Annotated in this window: 19 protein-coding genes; 7 read left to right on the top strand and 12 right to left on the bottom strand. The window is 71.6% G+C overall.

The features are described 5' to 3' along the window. Positions 1–122: 122 nt before the first annotated feature. The 5 genes from BSZ37_RS11100 to BSZ37_RS11080 form a co-directional block, all read right to left on the bottom strand. The gene (locus tag BSZ37_RS11100) at positions 123–1265 is read right to left on the bottom strand and encodes a tyrosine-type recombinase/integrase (RefSeq protein WP_095510618.1); all 1143 of its coding nucleotides are present in this window, start codon (positions 1263–1265) and stop codon (positions 123–125) included. 340 nt (positions 1266–1605) lie between these two features. Next, complete coding sequence (locus BSZ37_RS11095; RefSeq protein ID WP_095510617.1) at positions 1606–2385, bottom strand: L,D-transpeptidase family protein; 780 nt, start codon at positions 2383–2385, stop codon at positions 1606–1608. Positions 2386–2573: 188 nt separating this feature from the next. Continuing rightward, the gene (locus tag BSZ37_RS11090) at positions 2574–3254 is read right to left on the bottom strand and encodes a response regulator transcription factor (RefSeq protein WP_095510616.1); all 681 of its coding nucleotides are present in this window, start codon (positions 3252–3254) and stop codon (positions 2574–2576) included. Between the two features lie 122 nt (positions 3255–3376). Next, positions 3377–8296: a PAS domain-containing protein gene (locus BSZ37_RS11085; RefSeq protein ID WP_095510615.1), complete on the bottom strand. Its 4920-nt coding sequence runs from the start codon at positions 8294–8296 to the stop codon at positions 3377–3379. A 95-nt stretch (positions 8297–8391) separates the two neighbouring features. Continuing rightward, positions 8392–8784, bottom strand: coding sequence for a response regulator transcription factor (locus BSZ37_RS11080; RefSeq protein WP_095510614.1), 393 nt, complete (start codon positions 8782–8784; stop codon positions 8392–8394). A 101-nt stretch (positions 8785–8885) separates the two neighbouring features. On the opposite strand from BSZ37_RS11080, the gene thiE reads away from it, so the two are divergent. After that, positions 8886–9542: a thiamine phosphate synthase gene (gene thiE / locus BSZ37_RS11075; protein ID WP_095510613.1), complete on the top strand. Its 657-nt coding sequence runs from the start codon at positions 8886–8888 to the stop codon at positions 9540–9542. Positions 9543–9552: 10 nt separating this feature from the next. Here thiE and BSZ37_RS11070 read toward each other — a convergent pair whose 3' ends face one another. Then, a complete protein-coding gene (locus BSZ37_RS11070; protein ID WP_095510612.1) occupies positions 9553–10416 on the bottom strand; it encodes a dienelactone hydrolase family protein in 864 nt (287 codons plus the stop codon). A gap of 57 nt (positions 10417–10473) precedes the next feature. Between BSZ37_RS11070 and BSZ37_RS11065 the strand changes: the two genes are divergently transcribed. The 3 genes from BSZ37_RS11065 to BSZ37_RS11055 all read left to right on the top strand — a co-directional run bounded on the left by BSZ37_RS11065 (position 10474) and on the right by BSZ37_RS11055 (position 13599). Next, a complete protein-coding gene (locus BSZ37_RS11065) occupies positions 10474–11103 on the top strand; it encodes a diacylglycerol/polyprenol kinase family protein (protein ID WP_095510611.1) in 630 nt (209 codons plus the stop codon). Between the two features lie 31 nt (positions 11104–11134). Then, positions 11135–12001, top strand: coding sequence for an esterase/lipase family protein (locus BSZ37_RS11060; protein WP_095510610.1), 867 nt, complete (start codon positions 11135–11137; stop codon positions 11999–12001). A 131-nt stretch (positions 12002–12132) separates the two neighbouring features. Further along, on the top strand, positions 12133–13599 hold the full coding sequence (locus tag BSZ37_RS11055; protein WP_095510609.1) for a hybrid sensor histidine kinase/response regulator: 1467 nt from the start codon (positions 12133–12135) through the stop codon (positions 13597–13599). A 40-nt stretch (positions 13600–13639) separates the two neighbouring features. On the opposite strand, the gene BSZ37_RS11050 is transcribed toward BSZ37_RS11055, so the two are convergent. Beyond that, complete coding sequence (locus tag BSZ37_RS11050; protein WP_179299581.1) at positions 13640–14551, bottom strand: M90 family metallopeptidase; 912 nt, start codon at positions 14549–14551, stop codon at positions 13640–13642. Between the two features lie 127 nt (positions 14552–14678). Here BSZ37_RS11050 and lon point away from each other — a divergent pair, with 127 nt between their 5' ends. Then, on the top strand, positions 14679–17240 hold the full coding sequence (gene lon, locus BSZ37_RS11045; protein WP_095512366.1) for an endopeptidase La: 2562 nt from the start codon (positions 14679–14681) through the stop codon (positions 17238–17240). Between the two features lie 95 nt (positions 17241–17335). Here lon and BSZ37_RS11040 read toward each other — a convergent pair whose 3' ends face one another. The 4 genes from BSZ37_RS11040 to BSZ37_RS11025 form a co-directional block, all read right to left on the bottom strand. Next, positions 17336–17764: a hypothetical protein gene (locus BSZ37_RS11040; protein ID WP_095510608.1), complete on the bottom strand. Its 429-nt coding sequence runs from the start codon at positions 17762–17764 to the stop codon at positions 17336–17338. Beyond that, positions 17764–18291, bottom strand: a complete 528-nt coding sequence (locus BSZ37_RS11035; protein WP_179299580.1) for a ComEA family DNA-binding protein — start codon at positions 18289–18291, stop codon at positions 17764–17766. The genes BSZ37_RS11040 and BSZ37_RS11035 overlap by 1 nt, the downstream gene beginning before the upstream one ends. 289 nt (positions 18292–18580) lie before the next feature. Beyond that, positions 18581–19372 (bottom strand): T9SS type A sorting domain-containing protein, encoded by a 792-nt coding sequence (locus BSZ37_RS11030; RefSeq protein WP_179299579.1) that lies wholly within the window; start codon positions 19370–19372, stop codon positions 18581–18583. Positions 19373–19406: 34 nt separating this feature from the next. Beyond that, positions 19407–21053, bottom strand: a complete 1647-nt coding sequence (locus tag BSZ37_RS11025; RefSeq protein ID WP_095510605.1) for a tail fiber domain-containing protein — start codon at positions 21051–21053, stop codon at positions 19407–19409. A 323-nt stretch (positions 21054–21376) separates the two neighbouring features. Here BSZ37_RS11025 and BSZ37_RS11020 point away from each other — a divergent pair, with 323 nt between their 5' ends. Then, on the top strand, positions 21377–22702 hold the full coding sequence (locus BSZ37_RS11020; RefSeq protein WP_095510604.1) for a cytochrome P450: 1326 nt from the start codon (positions 21377–21379) through the stop codon (positions 22700–22702). A gap of 78 nt (positions 22703–22780) precedes the next feature. Beyond that, positions 22781–23101, top strand: a complete 321-nt coding sequence (locus BSZ37_RS11015) for a hypothetical protein (protein WP_095510603.1) — start codon at positions 22781–22783, stop codon at positions 23099–23101. Between the two features lie 3 nt (positions 23102–23104). Here BSZ37_RS11015 and BSZ37_RS11010 read toward each other — a convergent pair whose 3' ends face one another. Continuing rightward, positions 23105–23344, bottom strand: coding sequence for a hypothetical protein (locus BSZ37_RS11010; RefSeq protein ID WP_095510602.1), 240 nt, complete (start codon positions 23342–23344; stop codon positions 23105–23107). Between the last annotated feature and the right edge of the window lie 75 nt (positions 23345–23419).

Raw genomic sequence — 23419 nt, 5'->3', positions numbered from 1 at the left:
GGCCATACACAGGGTCATGAACAAATGTAGACCCTCCCGGCAAACACGTGCTGTGTGGCTTCTGCCCCATAGTCGGGGGCGCAGCAGGACATCGCCCGAGCCAGCGGAAATGGGACGAGTGATCACAACGCTAATCGGTCGAACACCCCCACGCTCTCCTTGTGGACCGCCTCCCTCTCCAGGTGGACGTACTTGTACGTCGTAGCGACCGACGCGTGGCCCATGTACTCCCGGATCAGTTCCGCCGTCTTCCCCGCCTGCGCGAGATACGACGCTGCCGAGTGACGGGTCGAATGGAAGTTGACCACGCGGGCTCGGTGCTCAGGGAGAGCCGCTCGGACGTACCTCTTGAACTGGCGGGAGAGGTACCGGGGGCAGAGCCGCCCCGCCTCGGGCGACGTCCGGAACACGTGCTCGTCGCCGCCCGGCTCACGACCACACTCCGAGCGCGACCACGAGCGGATCCGCCCGAGTTCCTGTCGGACCACCGAGGACACCGGGACGACGCGCTCCGAGTGCCCCTTCGTCGTGAACACGGCCAACTCGCCCAACTCTAGGTCGACCTCTCGCCACACAAGCCGGCACACCTCGGACGCCCTTAGCCCGAGGACCACGTTCGACCGGATGATCGGGTACAGCCAGTGCGTCCCGTCGGTCGTGGCCTGCCCGGTCGTGGGCAGAGCCTCCAAGATCAGCCGGACCTCCTCGGGGCGGATCCACTTCGGGCTCTTCCTCGGCATCGGGGGCAGCCGGAGGTTCCGCGTCGGATTCTCGACGGGGCGCCCCGTGTTGTCGGTGATCCCACCTTCCTCTGCTGCCCAGCGAAAGAACACCGAGGCGTGGCGGGCCATCGAGTGCTGGGTCGTCACGTTCCCCCTCCCCGACCGGACCCACCGTAGCACGTCGTCCCGCGTCACCTCGTGCGCTCTAGCGCCCTTGGGGAGCGACCGACCCAACGACCGGAGGGTGTTCCGGTAGGACTCGACCGTCCGCTCCGACCTCCCCCCCCTAGAGGCGAGGAAAAGGACGACCGCGGCGTCGTAGCCGACCACGTTCCCGTCGGGTTCCGTCGCAGCCACGAAGTCCGTCGTCTCCCACGGGTCGAACTCCCCCCTCAGAAACAGTTCGTCGACGTGCGATCGGACCCGCGTGGCCGTCCGTTTCGACGACGTCTTCAGCGGGACCTGTCGCCGCTTCGGACGGCGGTCGTCCCGGTAGAACTGGAGGTAGTACTGGCCGGACTTCGACTTGACGAGGCTGCTCACGGCGGTCTTGGGATGGCCGACCCGAGCCCCACGCCCATCAGCAATCCGTCAGCAGTAGCGGTTGACGACCGGCGATGGACCACCCCATACGCGCTGGAATCCACGGTTTTGCCGAGTCGGACTCATTTTCAGTCCGTTGCTCTACCAACTGAGCTACTCGACCAGTTCCTGGCCAGAGACTGGCCGGGGCGACGAATATACGGGGCCGTCCATCGGCCTCCGAAACCGAGACTCGGTGAAGAGGGGCGGGCTCGCTCCGCTCGCGGGAGATGGGAGATCGGGAGCTCGTCTTTCCGGAGTCCGAACCCCCAGCGTTCTGTCGGTTCCCTGTCCGAACGCCCTACTCCCCCTCCAGCCCTGGCAGCCCCCATGCCTCTCGGAGCACGGCGACCTCCGCCTCGGGCAGTTGGACGAGCACCGGGTCCGCCTCGGCGTCGAGCCAGGCGAGAACCTCGGCGAGGCGGGCGTCCGCCATCGCCGTGCAGCCGGCGGTCGTGGTGCCTGGGCCACCCCAGACATGGAGGAAGATGCAGGAGCCGCCGCCGGGGACGGGCGCGGCGTCCCCGAGGCGAGCCCCCTCGGGGAGCAGGCGGGCGTCGACGCCCGGCCCGTTGTGCGCGACGATGGCGCCGATCCGATACAGCCCGTCTCGGCGACGCATGGTCTCGTGGCTGTCCCAGTCGCGGCTGGGAGGCACGTCGCGGACGAGGTTGTACGAGGCCGAGGCCCGGTCGTCGACGCAGTGGAGGCCCGGCGTCGGGACGTACGGGAGGCCGGTCGGCGCCGTCGCGGCGTAGCCGAAGGCGGCGGAGAGGCGGAACACGCCCGCGGGCGCGCGACCGTCGCCCTCTGCTTTCGTCGGCCCCTCCGGCAACGGCCCGCCGTGGAGGCCGAGCCCCCACCCCAGTCCGCTCCGCCCGACGACGACCGACACCGTCTCGCCGACCGGCGCCCACTCGCCGGCGGGCTCACGCGCGTAGCGCTGCAACGTCCCGCCTGTCGCCGACCAGTCCGCCGTGGTCACGAGGAGGAGTTGCCGGGCGCTCTCCGGGATCGGTCCCGACGGCGTGTCCGGCACGAGCATGGCGATCAGGAGGGCGACGACGAAGGGAGTGGGCATGGCGTGGAGGAGGTCTCATGAAGCTAGTGTCACCTCCTCCCTTCCCCCATAGGCCGTCCCCTCGTCGCGGCGTACACTCCGGCGTTCGGCGTCCGCCTCCCGTCTCCGATACCCTTCAATCTCGGGCGGACGCCGGACGGCGGGGGCTGGTCGGGTCCCGCCGTCGACACGGACTCCGGCAGCGCGGTCTAGGATGCCTCGGCCTTCTCCTTCTGCTGCCGGGCGCGCATCGGCGACTCGACCCACACGACGGCCCGCTGCATGAACTCGGCCGCCCGGTCGATCCCCAACTTGTTCTTGATGTTGGCCCGGTGGGACTCGATGGTCTTGAGGCTGAGCCCCAGCGCCTCGGCCACCTCGCGGGTGCTCTGGCCGCGGCCGAAGTGCTCGAACACCTCGAGCTCGCGGTCGGTCAGCCGCTCGATGGCCGGCGTCGACTCGGTCGCGTGGCCAAAGCGGTCCTGGAGGAACCGCGTCTGGAGCGAGTCGCTGAGGTAGAGCTCGCCGTCGAGGACCGTCCGGACGGCCGTCACGAACTGGCGGGCCGACTCGTGCTTCATGAGGTAGCCCCGGGCCCCGGCCCGGAGCGCCCGCTCCGCGTAGAGCGCCTCGTCGTGGGCCGAGACCACCAGGACCTTCACGTCGGGGTCGAGCGAGCGGAGCCGCTTGATGAACTCGACGCCGTTGACCCCCGGGAGCGAGAGGTCGACGATGGCGATGTCGAACTCGAGGTCGACGGCCAACTCGAACCCTTCCTCCGCCGACGACGCCTCGGCGCAGACGTGGAGGTCCGGCTCGGCGTTCAGAAGACTGACGTAGCCCTCACGCATGACGGGGTGATCTTCGACCAGGAAAATGCGGTGGGCCATGGTACGTTGGGCTCGGTGTGCGTTCGCTGTGCGCCGTATCGGAGTATACCCGGCCACCCTGTCCGGTTCCCCCGCCAGGGGATTCCTGACGCTGCTCTCCGGCCGCGCCCTCAGGGGACGAATCAGAGCTCGGTCGGGCAGACGATCTCGATGACCGTCCCGCTGTCGGGCGCCGACCGGACGTCGACGGAGCCGCCCACCAGCCGGATCCGCTCGCGGACGCCGACGAGGCCGACGCCCGTCGCCTCCTCCGCCTCCCCGTCGGCCTCGAACCCCACGCCGTCGTCGGACACGACGACCCGGACGCGGCCCCCGTCGGCCGGGCCCACGCGGATCGTGGCCTCCGACGTCCCGGCATGTTTGACCACGTTGAACAGGAGCTCCCGGACGATCTGAAAGAGGAGCACCTGAACGGTCTTGCCCGCCTGGACCGGGCCCTCCCGTTTGACGGCCACGTCGAGGCCGTACGCCTCGCCCATCCGGTGGGCCAGCCACTCGAACGTCCGGTCGAGGCCCTCCCCCCGGAGGACCGGCGGGCGGAGGTCGACGGTCAGCGTCCGCGTGACCTGGACCGCACGGGCGACGAGCCCGTCGGCGTCCTCGATGATCTCGAGGAGCTCGGCCTCGGCGCCCCGCCGCATGGCCTGCAGCTTGAACTGGGTGGCGTAGAGGAGCTGCTGGAGGTCGTCGTGGAGCACCTGCGCCACGCGGCCCCGCTCGCGGCGCTCGGCCTCGGTGAGGTCGCCGACCAGGCGACGGACCTCGGCCGTCCGCATCACCACGCGCGCCTCGAGCTCCGTCGTGAGCCGCTCGAGCCCGGCCTGGGCCCGCTTCAGCGCCGTCACGTCCTGGATCACCACCATCGCCCCCATGACCTCGCCGTCCTCTGTGAGCGGGACGAAGTTGACGAGCCAGTCGCGGAGCGGGCCGTCGGGATCCGACGGGGCCGGGAGCGCCATCTCGACGTCGCGGATCGGGACGCCCGTTTGGAGGACGCGCTGGAGGAACGGCTCGTTGATGTCCCGGTGCCCCGGGAACAGGTCGCCGGGGCGGTGGCCGAGGAGCGCCTCCGGCTCGCGCCCGACGAGGGCGGCCAACTGCCGGTTGGCACGGAGGTACCGGCCGTCCGCGTCGTAGACGGCCACGCCGAGGGGGACGGCGTCGAAGTAGGCGTCGACCTGGGCCAGCTGGCGGCGGGCCCGGGCCTCGGCCTCCTTCAGGTCCGTGATGTCGAAGAGGAGGCCCACGACGCGCCGGGGGGCGCCGTCGGAGAACAGGCAGACGCCCCGCGCCGCGAGCCAGACCGTCCGCCCGTCGGGGCGGGGGTAGCGGAACTCGATGGAGAACGTGTCGCTATCTCCGTCGGGATCGCACGCCCGGTCGACCTTCGCCCGAGCCTCGGCGAGGTCGTCCGGATGGACGCGTTCGTTGATGGCTCGGCGGGTCGCAGTCGGCGGGGTCTCGAGGAGCGCCTGGGCCTGCTCGTCGAAGTGAACGATGGGCTCGCCGTCGCCGAACTCGAGGGTGTACCCGCCGAGCCCGCCTCCGGACATGGCCAGTTCGAGGAGCCGGTTCGCCTCGGCGAGATCGGTCTCCTGCCGCCGCCGCTCGGTCACGTCACGGACCATCGCGCTGACGCCGAGGACCTCTCCGTCGCTGCCGAAGCGGGGGACGTAGGTCGTGAGCCAGATCCGTTCCTCCTGGGAGCCCGGCGTCGTCCCCCGGATTTCGAACTCCTCGAGCGCCTCCCCGGTCTCGATCACGCGGCGCAGCTTCGGCTCCAGGTCCGGGGCGACCGAGGGGACCACCTCGCCCGGCCGCTTGCCGAGGTGGTCCTCGACGGACGTCCCGTTGATGGCCGCGAGGCGCTCGTTGATGCGTCGGTACCGGAGGTCGGCGTCGAGGACGCCCAGGCCGACCGGCGCCGTCGCGTAGATGGCCTCGATCTCGCCGAGCTGGTGGCGGATCGTCGCCTCGTCCCGGTCCCGCCGGATGGCCGCACCGACCACGCTCGCGAGGGCGTCGATGAACTGGGTGTCGGCCTCGGAGTACTGCCGGACCTCCCGGGCGTGGACGCCGAAGACGCCGAACGGGCGGGCGCCGGGCCCGGGGATCGTCACGCTGATCCCGCTCCGGACGTCGTGGTCGCTCAAGAGGGTCGGTGCCGAGAACCGCGACTCCTTCGCGAGGTCGGGGACGACCACCGGCCGGTCGGCGACCAGGGTGTAGCCGGCCTGAGAGCCCTCGTCGTCGGGCACGGTCGCGTGGCCCACGATGCCCTCGGCCCACCCGACGCCGGACACGAGGTGGAGCACCCCGGCCTCGGGGTCGTGGCGGAGCACCTTGGCGAAGTCGGCGTCGAGCGCGTCGACGGCCAGGGCGACGGCCCGGTCGAACACGTCGGCGAGCGATCCCGTCCGGAGCGCGAGCTGGCCGAGCTCGGCGAGGGCCTCCTGCTGCCGCGCCCGCCGGAGCGCCTCCGCCTGCGCCCGCTTCTGGAGGGTCACGTCGAAGACGGTCATCACGACGCCCTCGATCCGGTCGTCGGCCGTCCGGTACGGCGTCGCCCGGAGGACGTACCACCGGCCGCTGTCGTCCTCGACTTCCTGCTCCTCGACGTGGAGCGTGTCGAGGACGCGCTGCGCGAGCGTCGTCAGCCCGTCGTGGTCGAGCCGGTGCGTGACGTGGTCGAACGGGCGCCCGACGTCGCCCGGGATGAGGTTGAACAGGTCGGCCGCGACCGGCGTGTAGCGGGACACGCGGAGCTCCCGGTCGAGGAACAGCGTCGCGATCGCCGTCGAGGCGATGAGGTTGTGGAGGTCGGCGTTGGCCCGCGTGAGCTCCTCGACCTTCGTCTTGAGCTCCTGGTTCACCGTGTGGAGCTCCTCGTTCATCGACTGGAGCTCCTCGCGCGACGTCTCCAGCTCCTCCGTCGTCGACTGGAGCTCTTCGTTCATCGACTGGAGCTCCTCGTTCGACGCCTTGAGCTCCTCGTTCGAGGTCTCTTGTTCCTCGACGATGGCCTGGAGCCGCTCGCGCGTCCTGCGAAGCTCCTCCTCCATCCGGACCACGGCAGGATCGTCGTGGAGCTGCTCGCCGTCCCCCCGGTCGATCACCCCCACCCGGAGGCCCTCGACCGAGGCCGGGTCGAGTTCGACGAACACGACCTCCGCCAGCCCGTCGGCCTCGGCCTCCCCCCCAGCCATCCCCACGTGGAGCCGGACCACGCGCTCGGTCCCGCCCACAGACACGCCGTGAAACCCCGTGTCGGTCGCCTCCCCCTTCGAGAACGCCCGGAACAGGGCCGACCGGAGGTCGACGCGGAACGCCCGGAGCACCTTCTCGACGACGTTGTTGCTCACCGGACCCTCGCGGTCGCGGAGGTACTCCCCCGCCCCGCCGAAGACGTGCGTGATCTCGTGGTGCTCGTCGACGAGGACGCGGGGGGGGGCGTAGGCCTGGAGCGTCCACGACGCGTACCGATCGACGAGCCCGGACTCCGCGTCGGCCGGCACCGATGGGCGAGGCGGGCGAGGCGTCTTGGTCCGGGTGCCCGAGAACAGCTCGAACCGGTCGCCGCCGAGGTTCGCGTCGCGCCGGCGGAACACGCGGGCGCTCTTGTCGAGCTCCGCGAACCCCTTCGACAACACGTCGGCCCCCTCCGATCCGCCGATGAAGAGGTACCCGTCCGGCGCGAGGGCGTAGTGAAACGCCGTAAACACCCGCCGCTGGATCGACCGGTTGAGGTAGATCAGGACGTTCCGGCACGAGACGAGGTCGAGCCTCGAGAACGGCGGGTCCGAGATGAGGTTGTGGCGGGCGAACAAGACCATGTCGCGGAGACCGCCCTTGACGCGGATCCCGTTCGGCTCCTCGTCGAAGAACGCCAGGAGGCGCTCGCGCGTCAGGTCGCCGATGGCCGCCTCCGGGTAGAGCCCCTCGCGCGCCGACGCGAGGGCGTCGTCGTCGATGTCGGTGGCGAACACCTGGATCTCGGGCTGGACGCCGAGCCGGTCGCGGTGCTCGCAGAGCAGCATCGCCACCGAGTAGGCCTCCTCGCCCGTGGCGCAGCCGGCCACCCACACCCGGACCGTGTCGCCGCGGCCCTTCCCCTCGAACAGCTTCGGCACGACCTCCCGCTCGAGGACGTCGAACGCGTCGGGGTCCCGGAAGAACTGGGTGACGGAGATGAGGAAGTCGCGGAGGAGCGCCTGGACCTCCGCCGGGTGCGTCCGCAGGAACGCGAGGTACTCCGACAGCGCCGGGATCCCGTTGACCTGGAGCCGCCGCGCGAGGCGTCGACGGATCGTCGACGGCTTGTAGTCCGAGAAGTCGTGGCCGGTCCGCTGGCGGAGGAGCGTGAGGACGGACTGGAGCGCGGTCGTCTCGTCGTCGTCCTGGGCCGGGATCACGATCTCCCTCGCGGAATGGCGAACGCGGACCAGCATCTGGGCCAACTCGGCGGCCGACCCGACCACGTCGACGAGGCCCGTCGCGACGGCGCTGCGGGGCATCCCGTCGTAGTCGGCGTCGTCGGGGTCCTGGGCCATCGTCAGGCCCGCCCGCTCCTTGACGGCCTTGAGCCCGAGCGCCCCGTCGCTGCCCGTGCCGGACAGCACGATGCAGACGGCTCGCTCGCCCATGTCCTCGGCGAGGGACCGGAAAAAGTGGTCGATCGTCGACGGTTTCCCGCGGCCCGGGCCGGGCTCCTTGAGCGCCAGGCTCCCGCCTTCGATCACGAGGTGCTTGCCGGGCGGGATCACGTAGACCCGGTTCGCCTCGACGGCCGGGTGGTCCCCGACCTGGGCCACCGACATCCGGGTCTGCGTCTGGACCAGCTCCGCGAGCGCGCTCTCGTGGTCGGGCGAGAGGTGCTGGATGAGGACGAACGCCATCCCAGGCTCCGGCGGGAGCGCGGAGAAGAACGTCTGGTAGGCCCTCAGTCCACCCGCAGACGCGCCGATCCCGACGACGGGGAAGCCGCCGTCCGCCTCCCCTGACGCTAACGGGGGGGCGAGATCCGAACTGGTGTCGTCAGCCATGGGGCGTAAACGGGAGCGACCGCGCGTGGTTCGACACCGCGCGGACCCGATCGTCGCACGGGCCGGGGCCTCGATCCAAGCGTCCCCCGACCCGCCTACGCGGCCTCGATCCCGAACACCTCGCCCTTCAACGTGCCGAAGTCGATGGGCTTGGTGAGGTAGCCACGGGCGCCGCCCTGAAGCGCCGTCGACTCGAGCTGGTTGTCGTCGTAGGCCGTGACCATGTAGACCTCGACGTCGGGGAACTCGCGCGTGATCTCGGCCAGCAGGTCGAGCCCGCTCATCCCCGGCATGTTGATGTCGGACAGGACGACGACGACGTCGGCCGCCTCGCCCGTTCGGAGCTTCTCGAGCGCCTCCTCTCCGCTCGTGGCGAACACGAACTCCAGCAACCCCTTCCGAACCTCGCGGCGGAACTTCTGGGTGAAGAGAAACTGGACGTCGGTCTCGTCGTCGACGACGAGCGCTCGCGTGGGCGTGTCGGCCATGGGGAGGGGCGCGGGGGGCAGCCGGAACCTACGGAGACTCGGGGCCGTCCGGCGCGCCGACGCCGCCTGGGCACGCGATCTTCCCCTCCCCTCCCCGCCCCATGCCGACGCCGCCGCTCGGGCGCCTCCACGTCCTCACCGATACCGCCCTCCAGACGCGCTTCTCGCACGCGGCGGTCGCGGGCGCGGCCATCGAGGGCGGCGCCGACACGATCCAGTTCCGGCAGAAATCGGGCGGGCCCCGGGACCTCCTCTCGGGACTTCTCCCAACGGTCGAGCGGTGCCACAGCGCCGGCGTCCCGTGCCTCGTCGACGATCACCTCGACCTCGCGCTGGCGGCCGGCGCCACGGGCGTCCACCTCGGCCAGACCGACCTCCCGGTCCGCTACGCCCGGGCCGTCGCCGACCGCCTCGGGGAGCCGTTCCTCGTCGGCGCGACGGCCACGACCGCCCAGGGCGCCGCCGCCGCCGAGGCGGAGGGGGCCGACTACGTCGGGTTCGGCCCGGTCTTCCCGACGGCCTCGAAGGCGAACCCGGCGTCGGTCAAGGGACTCGACGGGTTGCGCGCGGCCTGCGAGGCCGTCTCGATCCCCGTCGTCGCGATCGCCGGGATCACGCCGGAGCGCGTGGGGCCGTGTCTCGACGCCGGCGCGTGGGGCGTCGCCGTCCTCTCGGCCGTGACGTGCGCGGACGACCCCGCCGAAGCCGCGGCCACCTTCCGCGCCGAGATCGACCGCTGGCTGAGCGATCGGACCTGAGCCGAGCGGGTTACTCCGCGGCGTCGCCGCCCGAGGCGGGGGGCGTCAGGTGCTCGGCGAGGAAGGCCGTCGTGCGCGCCCACGCGTCCTCGGCGGCCTCCGCGTCGTAGGCCTGGCCGGACGGGTTGGCGAAGGCGTGCGCCGCCCCCGGGTACGTGTGGACGGTGTGGGCCACGCCGGCCTCGGCGAGCGCCCGGTCGAACGCCGCGACGGTGTCGGCCGGGATCGAGTCGTCGGCGCCGCCGAACAGGGCGAGGACGGGCATCGAGAGCGCCGCGAGTCGGTCCGCCTCGGTGACGGGCCGGCCGTAGTAGATCACGGCCGCATCGAGTTGGTCTGGGAGCGCGAGCGCCGTCCGCAGCGACCACATCCCGCCGAAGCACCAGCCGATCGACCCGACACGCGGGGCGCCGAGGCTGTCGGCGAGGAAGGCGTAGGCCTGGCGGACGTTGTCGGTCAGCGCGTCCTCTCGGCTCATCGCCTCGCGCATGAACGCCATCGCCGAGTCGGGCGTCGTGGCGACCTGCCCGCCGTAGAGGTCGACCGCGAGCGCGGCGTAGCCCTGGGCCGCGAGCCGCCGCGCCATCGCCTCGATGTTCTCGTTGAGGCCCCACCACTCCTGGATCACGATGACGCCGGGGAGGCCGGCCTCGGCGCCCTCCGGGCGGGCGAGGTACCCCGTGACGGTCTCCCCGCCGACGGTCGCGTACGGGACGGTCTCGGTGACGACGCCCTCCGCGTCGGCGCCGTCGGTCATGCCGGTCGCGTCGGGCGTGTCGCCGTCGTGCTGGTGGCGCATGTCGTCGGCGTAGTCGCCGTCAGAGCCGCAGGCGGCGAGGGCGAGGAGGAGCGGGAGCATGACGAGGGCGCGCATCGGCGGGCGGGCGGGTGAGCCGCGGGAACGGCGGCCGTCCCCGCGTATGTTCCGCGCGTGAGCGACCACGTCCCCGTCCTCCCCTACCGCGTCGAGCTCCAGCGCAAGGCGATCCACCTCGGCGCGCTCGTGCTCCCCTTCGCGATCCTCGTCTTGCCGACGACGCTCGCCCGGGTCGTGCTGACCACGCTCGCCGTGCTCGCCGTCGCGCTCGACGTGGCCCGCCAGCGGGTCGCGGCGGTCCACGACCTCCTCGTCGACCGCGTGTTCGGATGGATGATGCGGCCCGAGGAGCTGCCCGAGTTCGGGGGGCCGATCGTGTTCAATGGGGCCGTGTGGATGTGCCTCTCGGCCGCCGCCTGTGTCTGGCTGTTCCCGCCGGGCGTCGGAGCCGCCGCGCTCGCGATGCTGATGGTGGGCGACGGGGCCGCGGCCGTGCTCGGTCGGCGGTTCGGGCGGACGAAGTGGCCGGGCTCGCCGAAGTCGGTCGAGGGCACCGCGGCGTACGTCGTGGCCGCGTTCCTGACGGGGCTCGCCGTGACCACGTGGCCGTCGGTCGGGCTGACGGTCGTCGGGTGTGGCGTCGGCGCCGTCGTCGGCGCCGCGCTGGAGGCGCTCCCGATCCCGGTCAACGACAACTTCCGCGTCCCCGTGCTCTCGGGCCTCGCCATGTGGGCGGTCCTTTGATGACGCCCCCCCGCCTCCTCGCCCCGCCCCGATGCTCTCCGGGCTGACCCGCCGCGCCGAGGCCGTCGCGCGACGGGCCGTCGAGTTGGAGCCGATGCCCCAGCCGCCGCTCCGCCCGACGCGCTACCCCGTGGTCCTGCTCCACGGCTTCGGCGCACTCGCCAACCTGATGCAGGGCGGCGTGCTCCACGCCGAGGCCATGCACCTCCGGGCCCGCGGCGTCTGGGCCTACGCGCCGCACGTCAACCCCTACGACACCGTCGACGTCCGCGCCGTCTCGTGGGCGGACCGGCTCGAGCGCGTGCTCGACGAGACCGGTGCCGACCGGCTCAACCTCGTCGGGTTCTCGACGGGCGGCCTCGACGCGCGCGCCCTCGCCCGCGACGAGCGCTGGGCCGGACGATTCGCGAGCCTCGTGACGGTCTCGACGCCCCACCGCGGCTCGGCGCTGGCGCCGTTCGTGCTCGACCGGCCGGAGCGGCTCCGGGCGTGGGCCATCGGGGTGATGGAGTTCGTGGGCCGGGCCGCCTATGAGTCGGCCCCGCCGCACGCCGAGGCGGCCCTGGCCGAGTTGGCGCCCGACGTCGTGGTCGACCGCTTCCCCCCGGACGAGACGGTCCCGGACGCGTGGTGCGCCTCGTACGCCGGCCGCGCGGGCAAGGGCACGGACGTGCCCATGTACCCGCCGCTCGTCGTCCCCAACCGCATCCTCCACGGGCTCGCCGGGATCAACGACGGCATCGTCCCGACGGACTCGGGCTGGTGGGGGGAGCGCCTCGGCACGCTCGACGCCGACCACGCCCGCCAGATCGGCCTCCGCTGGACGGCCTCGCCGGCCTACGACTCGCTCGCCTTTTTCGAGGCCCACTGCGACGCCCTCCGCGAACGCGGACTGTGAGGGCGGATCTTCGGCCGGGTCCGCCTCGGCACCGAGGCGGCGACACCCAGCCGGCCTCGTAGGCCAGAACACAGGGGGCTGCCAGAATTCCCCCTCTGCCCTGTCCGCCCATCCACGCTCTACCTTCCGGCATGGAGCCCACGCCGAGCCTCCCCTACGTCGCCCCCGAGCTCCTGACGGCGCTGACCGACGCCGCCGGGCGGCGGCTCGACTGCAACGAAGCGTGGCGCGACATCTTCGGCGACGACGGGCTGTGGGGCCGGCTCCCGATCGAGGACGCGCGGTTCGCCCAGGAGCACACGGTCGAGGCCTCGCGCGGCGGGGCGGTCACGAACGAGGTGTTCCTCGTCGAGGGCGGCCTGGGAGACGGGCCGTTACCCGTCCTCCTCCACTTCCACCCCGTCCGCCTGCCCCAGTCCGAGCCCGGCCGGTACCCCGTCTCGATCCACGGCGAGGTCATGCGGGAGCCGGCGAGTTGGGCGGCCGAGCAGACGCGGCGGCGGCGGATGGAGATGCTCGGCCGGATGACGATGGGGGTGGCCCACGACTTCAACAACCTCCTCACAGCGGTCATCGGGCACGCGGAGCTGCTGCGCTCCGACCTCCTCCGCCTCGGGGCCGACGGCGAGACGCACGGCCACCTGAAGGCCCTCGAACAGGCCGCCGGCGACGGCGCCGCGCTCGTCCGCAAGATCCAGCAGTACATCCGCAACGAGAAGCAGGAGCGGGCCGTGCCGGTCGCGCTGCACGCCATCGTCCAGGAGGTCCTGACCCTCACCCGGCCGTACTGGCACAACGAGCCCCGTCGGCAGGGCATCGCGATCCGGGTCGAGACCGAGCTCCGCCCGGTGCCGGCCATCCTCGGCACGCCGACGGAGCTCCGGGAGGTCCTCGTCAACCTCGTCCTCAACGCGGTCCAGGCGATGCCGGCCGGCGGGACGCTCACGCTCACGACCTCCCGCCGCGACCGTGCCGCCATCATCGAGATCGGCGACACGGGCGTGGGGATGACCGAGAGCGTGAAGCGGCGCGTGTTCGAGCCACTCTTCACGACGAAGGGCTCGGGCGGCTCGGGCATGGGGCTCACGATGAGCCAGGGGATCGTCCAGGAGCACAACGGGCGGATCGAGATCGAGAGCGAGCCGGGCCGGGGAACGCTCTTCCGCCTCGTCTTCCCGTTCTCGACGGGCACGCCCGCCCCCGAGACCGCACGGCCAGCGGCGGCCCCCGCCACCGCCGCCCCCGGCATCCGGCTCCTCGTCGTCGACGACGAGCCGATGGTCCGGACGGTCACGTCGAAGCTCCTCCGCCTGCGCGGCCACGACGTCACCGAGGTCAACGGCGGCCCCGCCGCGCTGGCGGCCCTCGCCGACGGGACGGCCGTCGACGCCGTCGTCACGGACCTCTCGATGCCCGACATGAGCGGGCGAGAGCTGGCGGCCGCCATCCGCCAGCGGCACCCGGGGCTGCCGGTCCTCCTCCTGACCGGCGACACGGACGCCGAGGCCGACGGGGACGACGTGGCGGCCGTCGTCAAGAAGCCGTTCCAGATCGACGTGCTCGACGCGGCCGTGCGGGCGATGGCGCCCGGCGCGTGAGCCGGCCCGCCTCGGCCCCGAGCCGGGCGGGGTCGTCGCGTCACGACCAGCGACGAGACATGAGGCTCTCGCCCGCGCCGAGCTCCGGCTCGTCGGGCGGCGTGAGGTTGTAGAACGCGACGAGCGCGTCGAACAGCTCGGAGTGATGGTTCCGCAAGCGCGCGGGCCGCTCGAAGAACTGCTCCGTGGCGACGGCGAACAGCTCGGCCGGCGCGCTGGCAGCGTACGCCCGGAGGACGCCCTGGCCCCGCTCCGCCCGGCGCATCTCGCGGCGCATCAGCGTCGTCCACGCCTCGGCCGAGCGCGGGTCGAGAAAGCTCGGGACGCCGTCGGCCTCCCAGCCCTCGAAGTCGAACACGTGGGCCAGCTCGTGGAGGACGACGTTGTGGCCATCCTCGTACGCCCAGCCATCTTGGACGGCCCGCGTCGAGAGGACGATCGGCCCCTGGTGGTGGACCATCCCGTCGTAGACGCCGGGCTCCTCGTCGCCGTAGGCCTCGTCGAACGTGTCGGGCACGAGGAGGACGGTCCGCTCGGTCGGGAGCTCCCAATCCGGGCGGCCGTGGAGGAGGAGCGCGGCGCCGGCGGCGACCATCAGCCGGAGTTCGTCGGTCGCCTTGGCCCCGCCCGCGCCCTCGAACGTGAGCCCGTCGAGGGCGAACGCCACGTCGCGCTCGAACCGCCGGCGACCCCTGTCGTCGAGCGTGCCGTAGAGGCGGACGTGGTCGGCGATCCAGTCACGGGAGGCCTGCGGGAGCGCGCGCCGCGCGACGCGGAGCCGCCGGAGCGGACGACGCAGCGCCCACCCGAGAACCCCCGCCCATACGCCGAGGCCGACGGCCAGCCCGACGCCGAGGCCGGCCGCGCGCGCCCCGACGAGCCCGGCGATCAGGGCGAAGAGGGCCCCGCCGAGGGCGGGCACCAGGAGGTCGGACGGGCGAGCGACGCGCACGAGACGATTCGGCGAACGGGGGACACGATGGGCGGCCCGTGAGTTTACCCTCCGCCCTCCCCCGCCGATGCTCCGGCGGACCGACGCACGCCGCCTCGGCGTGCCACCCGCCCGACCCCGCCTCCGAATGCGACCGACTCTCCACCTCGTGCAGGACGACCCCGAGCAGACGATCCCGCTCCTCACGCCCGACGAGGAGCGTGAGATGCACACGTCATCGATCCCGGAGACGCTCCCGATCCTCACGCTCCGCAACACGGTGCTGTACCCGGGCGTGGTCCTGCCCATCACGGTCGGGCGCGACGCGAGCCTCCAGCTGGTCAAGGACGCCTACGCCGGCGACCGGCTGGTGGGCGTGGTCGCCCAGAAGCGCGCCGAGGTCGAGACCCCCGGGCCCGACGACCTGTACCGCGTCGGCGCGGCGGCCACGATCCTCAAGCTGATCAAGATGCCCGACGGGTCGGTCTCGATCGTCATCCAGGGCAAGCGGCGGATCGAAGTCGAGGAGTACGAGCAGCTCGACCCCTACCTCACGGCCCGCGTCCGCGCCGTCGACGAGGACGACCCCGAGGAGGTCGACCCGGTCGAGCTCGACGCCCGCGTGCGGAGCATCAAGGAGTTGGCGGTCCAGATCGTCAACCTCTCGCCGAACCTGCCCTCCGAGGCGGCTTACGCGATCCAGAACATCGAGAGCCCGTCGTTCCTCGTCCACTTTATCGCGTCGAACCTCCAGATCGACGTCGAGAAAAAGCAGGACCTCTTGGAGACGCGGCCCCTCCTCGACCGCTCGCAGCTCGTGCTCGACTACCTCGAGCAGGAGGTCCGCGTGCTGGAGATCTCGGAGGAGATCCGGTCGAAGGTCAAGACCGACGTCGACCAGCAGCAGCGGGAGTTCTTCCTCCGCCAACAGCTCAAGGCCATCCAGGACGAGCTCGGCGAGACCGAAGGCTCCTCGCGCGACGCCGACGAGCTCCGCGACAAGCTCGACGAAAAGCGCGGCGAGCTCCCCGAGGAGGTCATCGAGGCGCTCGAAAAGGAACTGACGAAGCTGGCGCGGACGAACCCCGCGAGCCCCGAGTACGGCGTCGTCCGGAACTACGCCGAGACGATCCTCGACCTCCCGTGGGGCCACACGTCCGAGGACAAGCTCGACATCGCCCGCGCCGAGGACGTCCTCAACGAGGACCACTACGGCCTCGACGACGTCAAGAAACGGATCCTGGAGTACCTCGCCGTGCTCAAGCTGAAGGGCGACATGAAGGCGCCGATCCTGCTCTTCTACGGCCCGCCGGGCGTCGGCAAGACGTCGCTGGGCAAGAGCATCGCGCGGGCGCTCGGGCGCGAGTTCCACCGGATCAGCCTCGGCGGCGTCCGCGACGAGGCCGAGATCCGCGGCCACCGGCGGACGTACATCGGCGCGCTCCCGGGCCGGATCATCCAGGGCCTCAAGCGGACGGGCACGAGCAACCCGGTCTTTATGCTCGACGAGGTCGACAAGCTGGGGACCGACTTCCGGGGCGACCCGGCCTCCGCCCTCCTCGAAGTTCTCGACCCCGAGCAGAACGACTCGTTCAACGACCACTACCTCGAGCTCGACTACGACCTCTCGAAGGTCCTCTTCATCGCGACCGCCAACTACCTCGAGACGATCCCGCCGCCGCTCCGCGACCGGATGGAGACGATCGAGATCAACGGCTACACGCCGTCCGAAAAACTGGCGATCGCCAAGCGGTACCTCGTGCCGCGCCAGAGCGAGCGCAACGGCCTCAAGGAGGACCAGTTCTCGATCACCGACGACGCGCTCCTGCTTCTCGTGGAGGGCTACACGCGCGAGTCCGGCGTCCGCCAGCTCGAGCGGACGATCGGGTCGGTGGTCCGGAGCGTTGCCAAGACGGTGGCCCTCGACGAGGCCGACCGCGGCGACATCACGGCCGACGACGTCCCGGACATCCTCGGCGGGCGGAAGTACTTCAACGACGTGGCCGAGCGGACGGAGGTGCCGGGCGTCGCGACCGGCCTGGCGTGGACGCCCGTCGGCGGCGACATCCTGTTTATCGAGGCCTCGGTCAGCCGCGGGACCGGCAAGATGACGCTGACGGGCAAGCTGGGCGACGTGATGCGCGAGAGCGCGCAGGCGGCCCAGTCGTGGGTCCGCGCCAACGCCGACGACCTCGGCATCCCGGCCGACGCGTTCCGCTACTGGGACCTCCACGTCCACGTCCCGGCCGGCGCCATCCCGAAGGACGGCCCGAGCGCGGGCGTGGCCATGACGGCCGCGCTGACGTCGATCTACACGCGCCGCCGCGTGCGGCACGACGTGGCGATGACGGGCGAGATCACCCTTCGCGGGCTCGTGCTGCCGGTCGGCGGGATCAAGGAGAAGGTGCTCGCCGCCCGCCGCGCGGGCATCTCCTGCGTCGTCCTCCCGGAGAAGAACAAGACGGACGTCGACGAGATCAAGGACGAGGCCGTGGAGGGGCTCGACGTGACCTACGTCAAGCGCATCCCGGAGGCTCTCGACCTCCTGCTCGAGAACGAGGCGGTCGAGGACCCCGCGGAGCTGTTCACGATCTCGGACCGGGAGAAACAGCTCGCCGGCCCGCCCTCGAACGGCTCGCCCGTCGTCGTCTCGGACGGCGACCCCGAGCCGACGCCGCCGGGTGAGCCCGTCATGAACCGGGCGAGGTGAGGTCGCCGACGGCACCCGCAGATCGAGCACCGTAGCCCATCCGCTCCGGTCCGTCTTGGCCCCCCGCCTCGGCGCCGAGGCGGGGGGAGCTGCGGTCAGCGCCCACCGGCCAGCGCGGGGTGCCGGTACGTCGCCGCGGCGGCCAGCAGACCGGCCAGCGCGATCATGCCCGGCGCGAGGAGCGGGTTGACCCCACTGAGCGCGTCCCACGTGAGCTCGACCCCGCGGGAGTCCGGACGGACCTCCCGGGCGAAGCCGAGGTTGCCCTCGACGTGGAAGTACACGCCGGCCAGGGCGGTCACCGTGGCGAGCACGCCGGCCCACCGGGCCGACCGGATCGAGGAGCGCCTCGGCGACGCCCACGCCCAGGCCGCGGCCGCCACGCCCAAGCCGATCGTCACGAACGGCAGGATCTGCTGCCACCCCTCGTAGTGCTCCACGAGGGCCAGCTCGACGGCCGCCGCGACGTAGGTCGTCACGGCCATCGCCAGCAAGAACCGCCGGAGCCAAGGCTCGGCGGCCACTACTCGTACTCGACGTAGACGCTCGCCGAGGCCGCGTCGGGCTCGCCGGCGATCGACTCGTACGCCGTCAGGAACGCGTCCTCCGATGCGTACGGCCGGCCATCCACGAGCTGCTGAGCCTCGGCCTCCGACGTGACGCCTGGAAGCTGCATCATCGTGGCGACAGAGGCCTCGTTCGGGTTCACTGGCACGAAGACATACTCCTCGTAGCCCGCCACGACGTCCTCATCGACGTACTTGCCGATCTCCTGGCGGAACTGCTCGATGCTGGTGTACGGCCGGTACTCCTCGAACTCGTGGATCATCCGCTCGCCGACGCCTGGAATCGTGGCGAACTGCTCGGCGGTGGCCGTGTTGAGGTTGAACGGCGCGGCGCCATCCGGGTCGAGGATGTCCGCCGTGGCCGTCGTGTCCTCGGAGGCGACGATCTCGCCGGAGTCGACGGGAGGGGCCTCAGCCGACTCGTCGGCGGGCTCGCACGCGGAGACGATGAGCGCGAACGCGGCGAGAAGGAAGATGCGACTCATGGGATCTGGGGGGTGACGTGTCGTGATACCCGGACGCCCATCGGAGGGTCCGACGCACGTCACCGAGCGCATGCCCGTGACCCGAGCGGCAGGACCACGACCACCAGACCCGACAAAAGACGAGAGCCCTGGCCTCCTCCAGCCAGGGCTCTCATCAAGGGTGACGACTGCGCGCCTCTGCGCGCGGAGGCAACGTACACCAGTGGCCGTGCAATTTCACGCCCGTCGTCAAAAAAGGCGCCCTGGGCCCGGAGGCCCAGGGCGCCCTGCCGGCCCCTACGCGCGCAGGCTAGCGGACGACCTGGATGGTCTCGCTCACCCGCGCCCCGTCGATCTCGACGGTGACCACGTACGCGCCGGCCGAGAGCGGGGACAGGTCTAGGCGGACCCGCGAGGGCGAGCCCGGCGCGACCGGCCCATCGAAGGCCGTCAGAACCTCACGGCCGCGAACGTCGAACACCGTGATGGTGGCCCGAGACGGTGCTGCGGGGACCAACTCCACCCACGCCTCCGTCGAGGCGGGGTTCGGCAGGACCACGAAGCGGGCCGGACTGGCCGTCTCGACCCTGGCACGGCCGAACGGCACGACGGCCGGCGCGTCGTCTGACACGACCGGCGTCCCCCGGACGCCGTCCGGTCGGCCGTCCCTAAGCGGGCCCGTGTAGACGATCGCTACCTCTCGGCTCGGGACGAACGTCGCCAGCCGACCGTCGGCGAGTTCGCCGGTGACGGCGACCGCAGGTGCCCCCCTCACAAGAGCCCGGTCACGCCCGTCTTCGAGCGGCCCGACGTCCACACGGGCCGCGGGCACGAACACCGCCCCAGGCACCGCCTCAGCGTCTGTCTCCCAAGTCGGCTCAGCGTGGGCCGCCTCGGTGCGCCGCGCGGGTGCACGAGCCGCCTGGATGGAGAGCGGGTCTTGGTCATCGACGACTTGGAAGCCCAGCGACGACGGCTCATCGACGATCACCCGCCCCGGCTCGTCGGCGTCGTCGGGGGCGACGTGAACCTGGGCGAACGGAGCCGCGGCGAATCCGAGAGCGAGCCCGAGGGTAGCGGCCGTGCGAAGTAGAACAGTCATGGGTCGGGTAGGCTGGAGGGGTGGTGAGACGCGCTTACTCATGGGTGGGCCCGAGGAGCGCCTCGATGCGGGCCAGGCGCTCAGCCAGCGCGGCGTTGGCGGCCTCGAGCTGAGCAATGCGAGCCTGCGCCGCCTCATTCCGCGTGTGGAGCGCCTGGATCGCGGCCAGAGCGACGCCGTCGGCGTCGACCATTGAAATCGTCGTCTCACCCTGCCCGAGGCCGAACGCTCTGTAGAAGTCCTGGGCCATCGGGCCGAGGTGCGTCACGTCGGACCCGGTGTACTGCCACGTCGAGAGCGGGAGGCCGACGACGCCCTCAAGCACGGCCTCTGCATCGACGGCGACGACGGCGTCCTTCCGGTCCACGTCGGACGCCTGGAACAGCGCCCCCGAGATCGTCAGGTTCCCCCCGTTGTCAAGGCGAAATAGGTTGGTTGCCGTAGCGGTGTTGCGGATCTGAAAGACGTACGGCGTCGTCGTGGAGTAGTCGGCCTGGAAGGCGAGCGTCCCCCGGCCGATGATGCCAGAGCGGAAGTCGGCGCCGCCGAAGAAGAGGGCGGTCCCGTCGGTCCGGGTGTTGGCGCGGAAGCGGGCGAGGCCCTCGACCTCGAGGTCCGTGTTCAGGGCGGCCGTTGTGACGTCGTCGAACCCGACGAGCATCCGATCGGCCCCGGCGACCCCATTGGCAAAGAAGCCGTACCCGGCCTTCGGGCTGCCCGAGTTGGTCTGCTTGTTCACCTCGACGCCGCTCGGACCGACCAGGACCTGGTTGCCCGGGGACCCGGCGAGGATGCGGAGGGGGAGCGCGCTGCCATTGTTGACGTCGCGGACGAAGAAGTTCGTCTCGTTCCCGGCGAGGTCCCAGGTCCGCGTCGCGAACCCGCTCGACCCGTCCTGCTCCAGCCGGAGCGTCGGCGTGTCGCCGTCCGCCACGTGGATCTCGGTGGTCGCAGCGCCACTCTCCGTCCCGAGGGCCAGATCCCCCTGCTCGTCGATCCACAGCGACCGGGCCGGGGCCCCGCCCGCCACGCGGAGGATGTCGTTCGCGATGGACCCATCGTCACCGGCGTCTTGGATCGCGAAGTAGCTCGCCCCCCCGTTCTGGCTGCTGTTGGCGACGAGCCACCAGTCCCGCGACGAGAAGCCGCCTTGCGCACTCGTGTCGAAGAACCGGATGCGCGTGTTGTTCTCCTTGAGCATAAGGGTTTCGAAGCCGTACGACTCCGAGTCCGCGCAGTCGAACCCGACGCAGAGCGAGTCCCTGATCGTCTGGTTACCCGTGATGACGGGCCCGATGACGGCGACGAACCGGCCGCTCCGGATGGCGAACGGACCGGACTGCGTAAGGCCCACGCGCGCTTCGGGGTCATCAGCGTCCGCCTCGGTCGTCACGATGAGCACGTCGTAGCGGTACTCGCCGTCGGGGAGGTCGAGGGCGGCGATGTCGGCGGCGGTGAAGGCCGGCACCTCGCCGGCCTGGAACACGCGGCGGGCGACGACGCCCTCGGGACCGCGGAGTTCGATGGCCGTCTCGACGGCGTCGACCTGGAGGTCCCACACGAGGCGGTCCTCGGTGACGGTGGTCGGCGCGGGGACGTCGTCCGACGCGAGCGCCGAGGCGGGGATGGCGAGGAACGCCAGGAGCAGGGCTGGGAGCAGCCGAGAACGACGGAGGGTCATGTGTGGGAGGGAGTTGGGCCGACTGGGATGGAACCGCGGAACCTACACACTACGGGACTTCCCCACCTCCCCTCGCTGGGTGTGTCCGCAGGGAGACCGCTCGCGGAGTTTCGGAGGGAACGGCATCCCCTGAACCTCTTTGCCGAGTGCTCCCCGACCCTCGACGCGCCGGTCGCGTCGAGGCGACGTCATGGCGCGCCGAACCCCGAGGCCGACCGCCCAAGAAACGGATCTCCACGCCACCCCGGGCTCCCCCCGTCTCCTTCCCGCTGTGGGCCCGCGACCTGACGTATCTCCGACGTGCCACCACAGGTATCGGCGCCATGACCGACGTCCGCCGCTTCCCCGCCCGCTTCCCGTTCGACCTGACGCTCACGTTCCTCCGGGACATGCGCGCGGGGATCGCCCGCCTCAACGCCGTCGGCGGCGACCTCGTCGAGGTCTCGGCGCCTGGCCTCCCCGGGCTCGTCCTCGTCCGCCACCCCGACCTTGTCCGCGAGGTGCTCGTCGACCGGAACGCCGACGTCACGAAGGCGCGCGGGCTGCGGTTGGCGGCGCGGATCCTCGGGCACGGGCTCCTCACGAGCGAGCCGCCCGTGCACACCCGCCAGCGGAAGCTCATGCTGCCGGCCTTCCACCACGGCCGCCTCCGCCTCTACGGCCAGACGATGGTGAACCTCGCCCGCGCCGAGGCCGACCGCTGGGCCGAGGGCGAGCCGGTCGACGGCGCCGCAGCCATGACCCGCCTCGCCCTTGCGATCGCCGGGCGGACGCTCTTCGGGGCCGACGTCCTCTCGGACGCCGACCGCGTGAGCGAAGCGGTCCGCGAGTCGATGGTCGCCTTTGACCGCACACAGTACCCGTTCTCCGACAAGCTGATGTGGCTCCCGACGCAGGCGAACCGCACCGCCGACCGGGCCCGACAGTCGCTCGACGCCGTCGTCTACGGACTGATCGACGAACGCCGGGCCGCGCCTCACGAGTCGCACGACGACCTGTTGGCGATGCTCCTCGAGGCGCGCAACGAGGACACCGGCGAGGGGATGACCGACGAGGAGGTCCGCGACGAGGCCATGACGCTCCTCCTCGCGGGTCACGAGACGACGGCTGCCGCGCTCGCGTGGACGTGGCTCCTCATCGCCCAGCACCCCGAGGTCGAAGCCCAGCTCCACGCCGAGGTGGACGCCCTGGGCGGGCCGCCGTCGTTCGACGCGCTCGACCGGCTGTCATACACCCGCCAGGTGTTCGCGGAGTCGATGCGGCTGTACCCGCCGGCCTGGGTCGTCGGTCGGGAAGCCGCGCGCGACATGACGCTCGGCGACCACCCGATTCCCGCGCGGACGATGATCCTGTTCGCACCCGCCGGCATCCACCGCGACCCGCGTTTCTGGGAAGCGCCCGACGTCTTCCGTCCCGAGCGGTTCGAGGCCGAGGCCCGCGTGAAGCGGCACAAGTTCGCGTACCTCCCCTTCAGCGTCGGTCGGCGCGGGTGCATCGGCGAGCAGTTCGCCTGGGCGGAGGGCGTGCTGGTGATGGCCACGATCGCACAGCGTTGGCGGCTCCGGATGGCCGGCCCCGCGCCGGACGCCCACGCCTCGGTCACACTCCGACCCGCCGGGTCGCTGCCCCTGGTGCCCGAGGCGCGATAGAGCCCTTTGGGATGCCGCGTCACAGGGTTGTCACACCCCCTAGGCGACGTTCCGGTACGCCACGCGCCCCCGACGCCGATGTCCCGTCCCCCGCTCGCCGACACGCTCTCCTACGCGACCGACTTCGTCATCGAGATCCTGTCGGCGTCGTCGCGCGCGCCGTTCGGTCAGCTCTCGTGGGTCGAGATCAACCGGCTCGCGGCCCAGTGGCTCCGCCCTGAGGCGGGCGAGGCCGGCGACGACACGTCCCGCCTCGGGCACGCCGTCGTCATCGAGATGTCGGCACACGGGCTCCTCGACGTGGAGCTCACGTCGGCCGCCGACGGCCAGCTGATGGTGCAGCGCGTGGCGCACCCGAGGTTCGCGGGCGTCCAGGCCGCACAGGCGCTGGCCGCGTAGCGTCTACGCGTCGTCGGCCGGATTGTCGGCCCGGTCGTCCCACTCTTCGAGTACGCGGGCGTCCGTCATGTTGGGGTCGAGCTCGCGGTCGAAGGCCTGCTTGGCGTCGACGGCGATCGCGGCGGCCCGGTCGAGCCCTTTGTCGATCGCGTTGGCCAGGAGGCGGACCGCGCCACCGCCGAGGAGGCCGGCCCGCTCCAGCAGGCCGGCCTTTTCGAACCGGTCGGGCCACGACTCGCTCACACCTCTTCCGGGCCGTCAGCCGGAGGCGACGGGGGGTTGCCGGCCGTCTTTTGGGGCGTCGGTGCCTTCGCCACG

The organism is Rubrivirga marina, assembly GCF_002283365.1.
Classification (GTDB): domain Bacteria; phylum Bacteroidota; class Rhodothermia; order Rhodothermales; family Rubricoccaceae; genus Rubrivirga; species Rubrivirga marina.
This window is presented reverse-complemented; position numbering and strand designations above follow the sequence as displayed.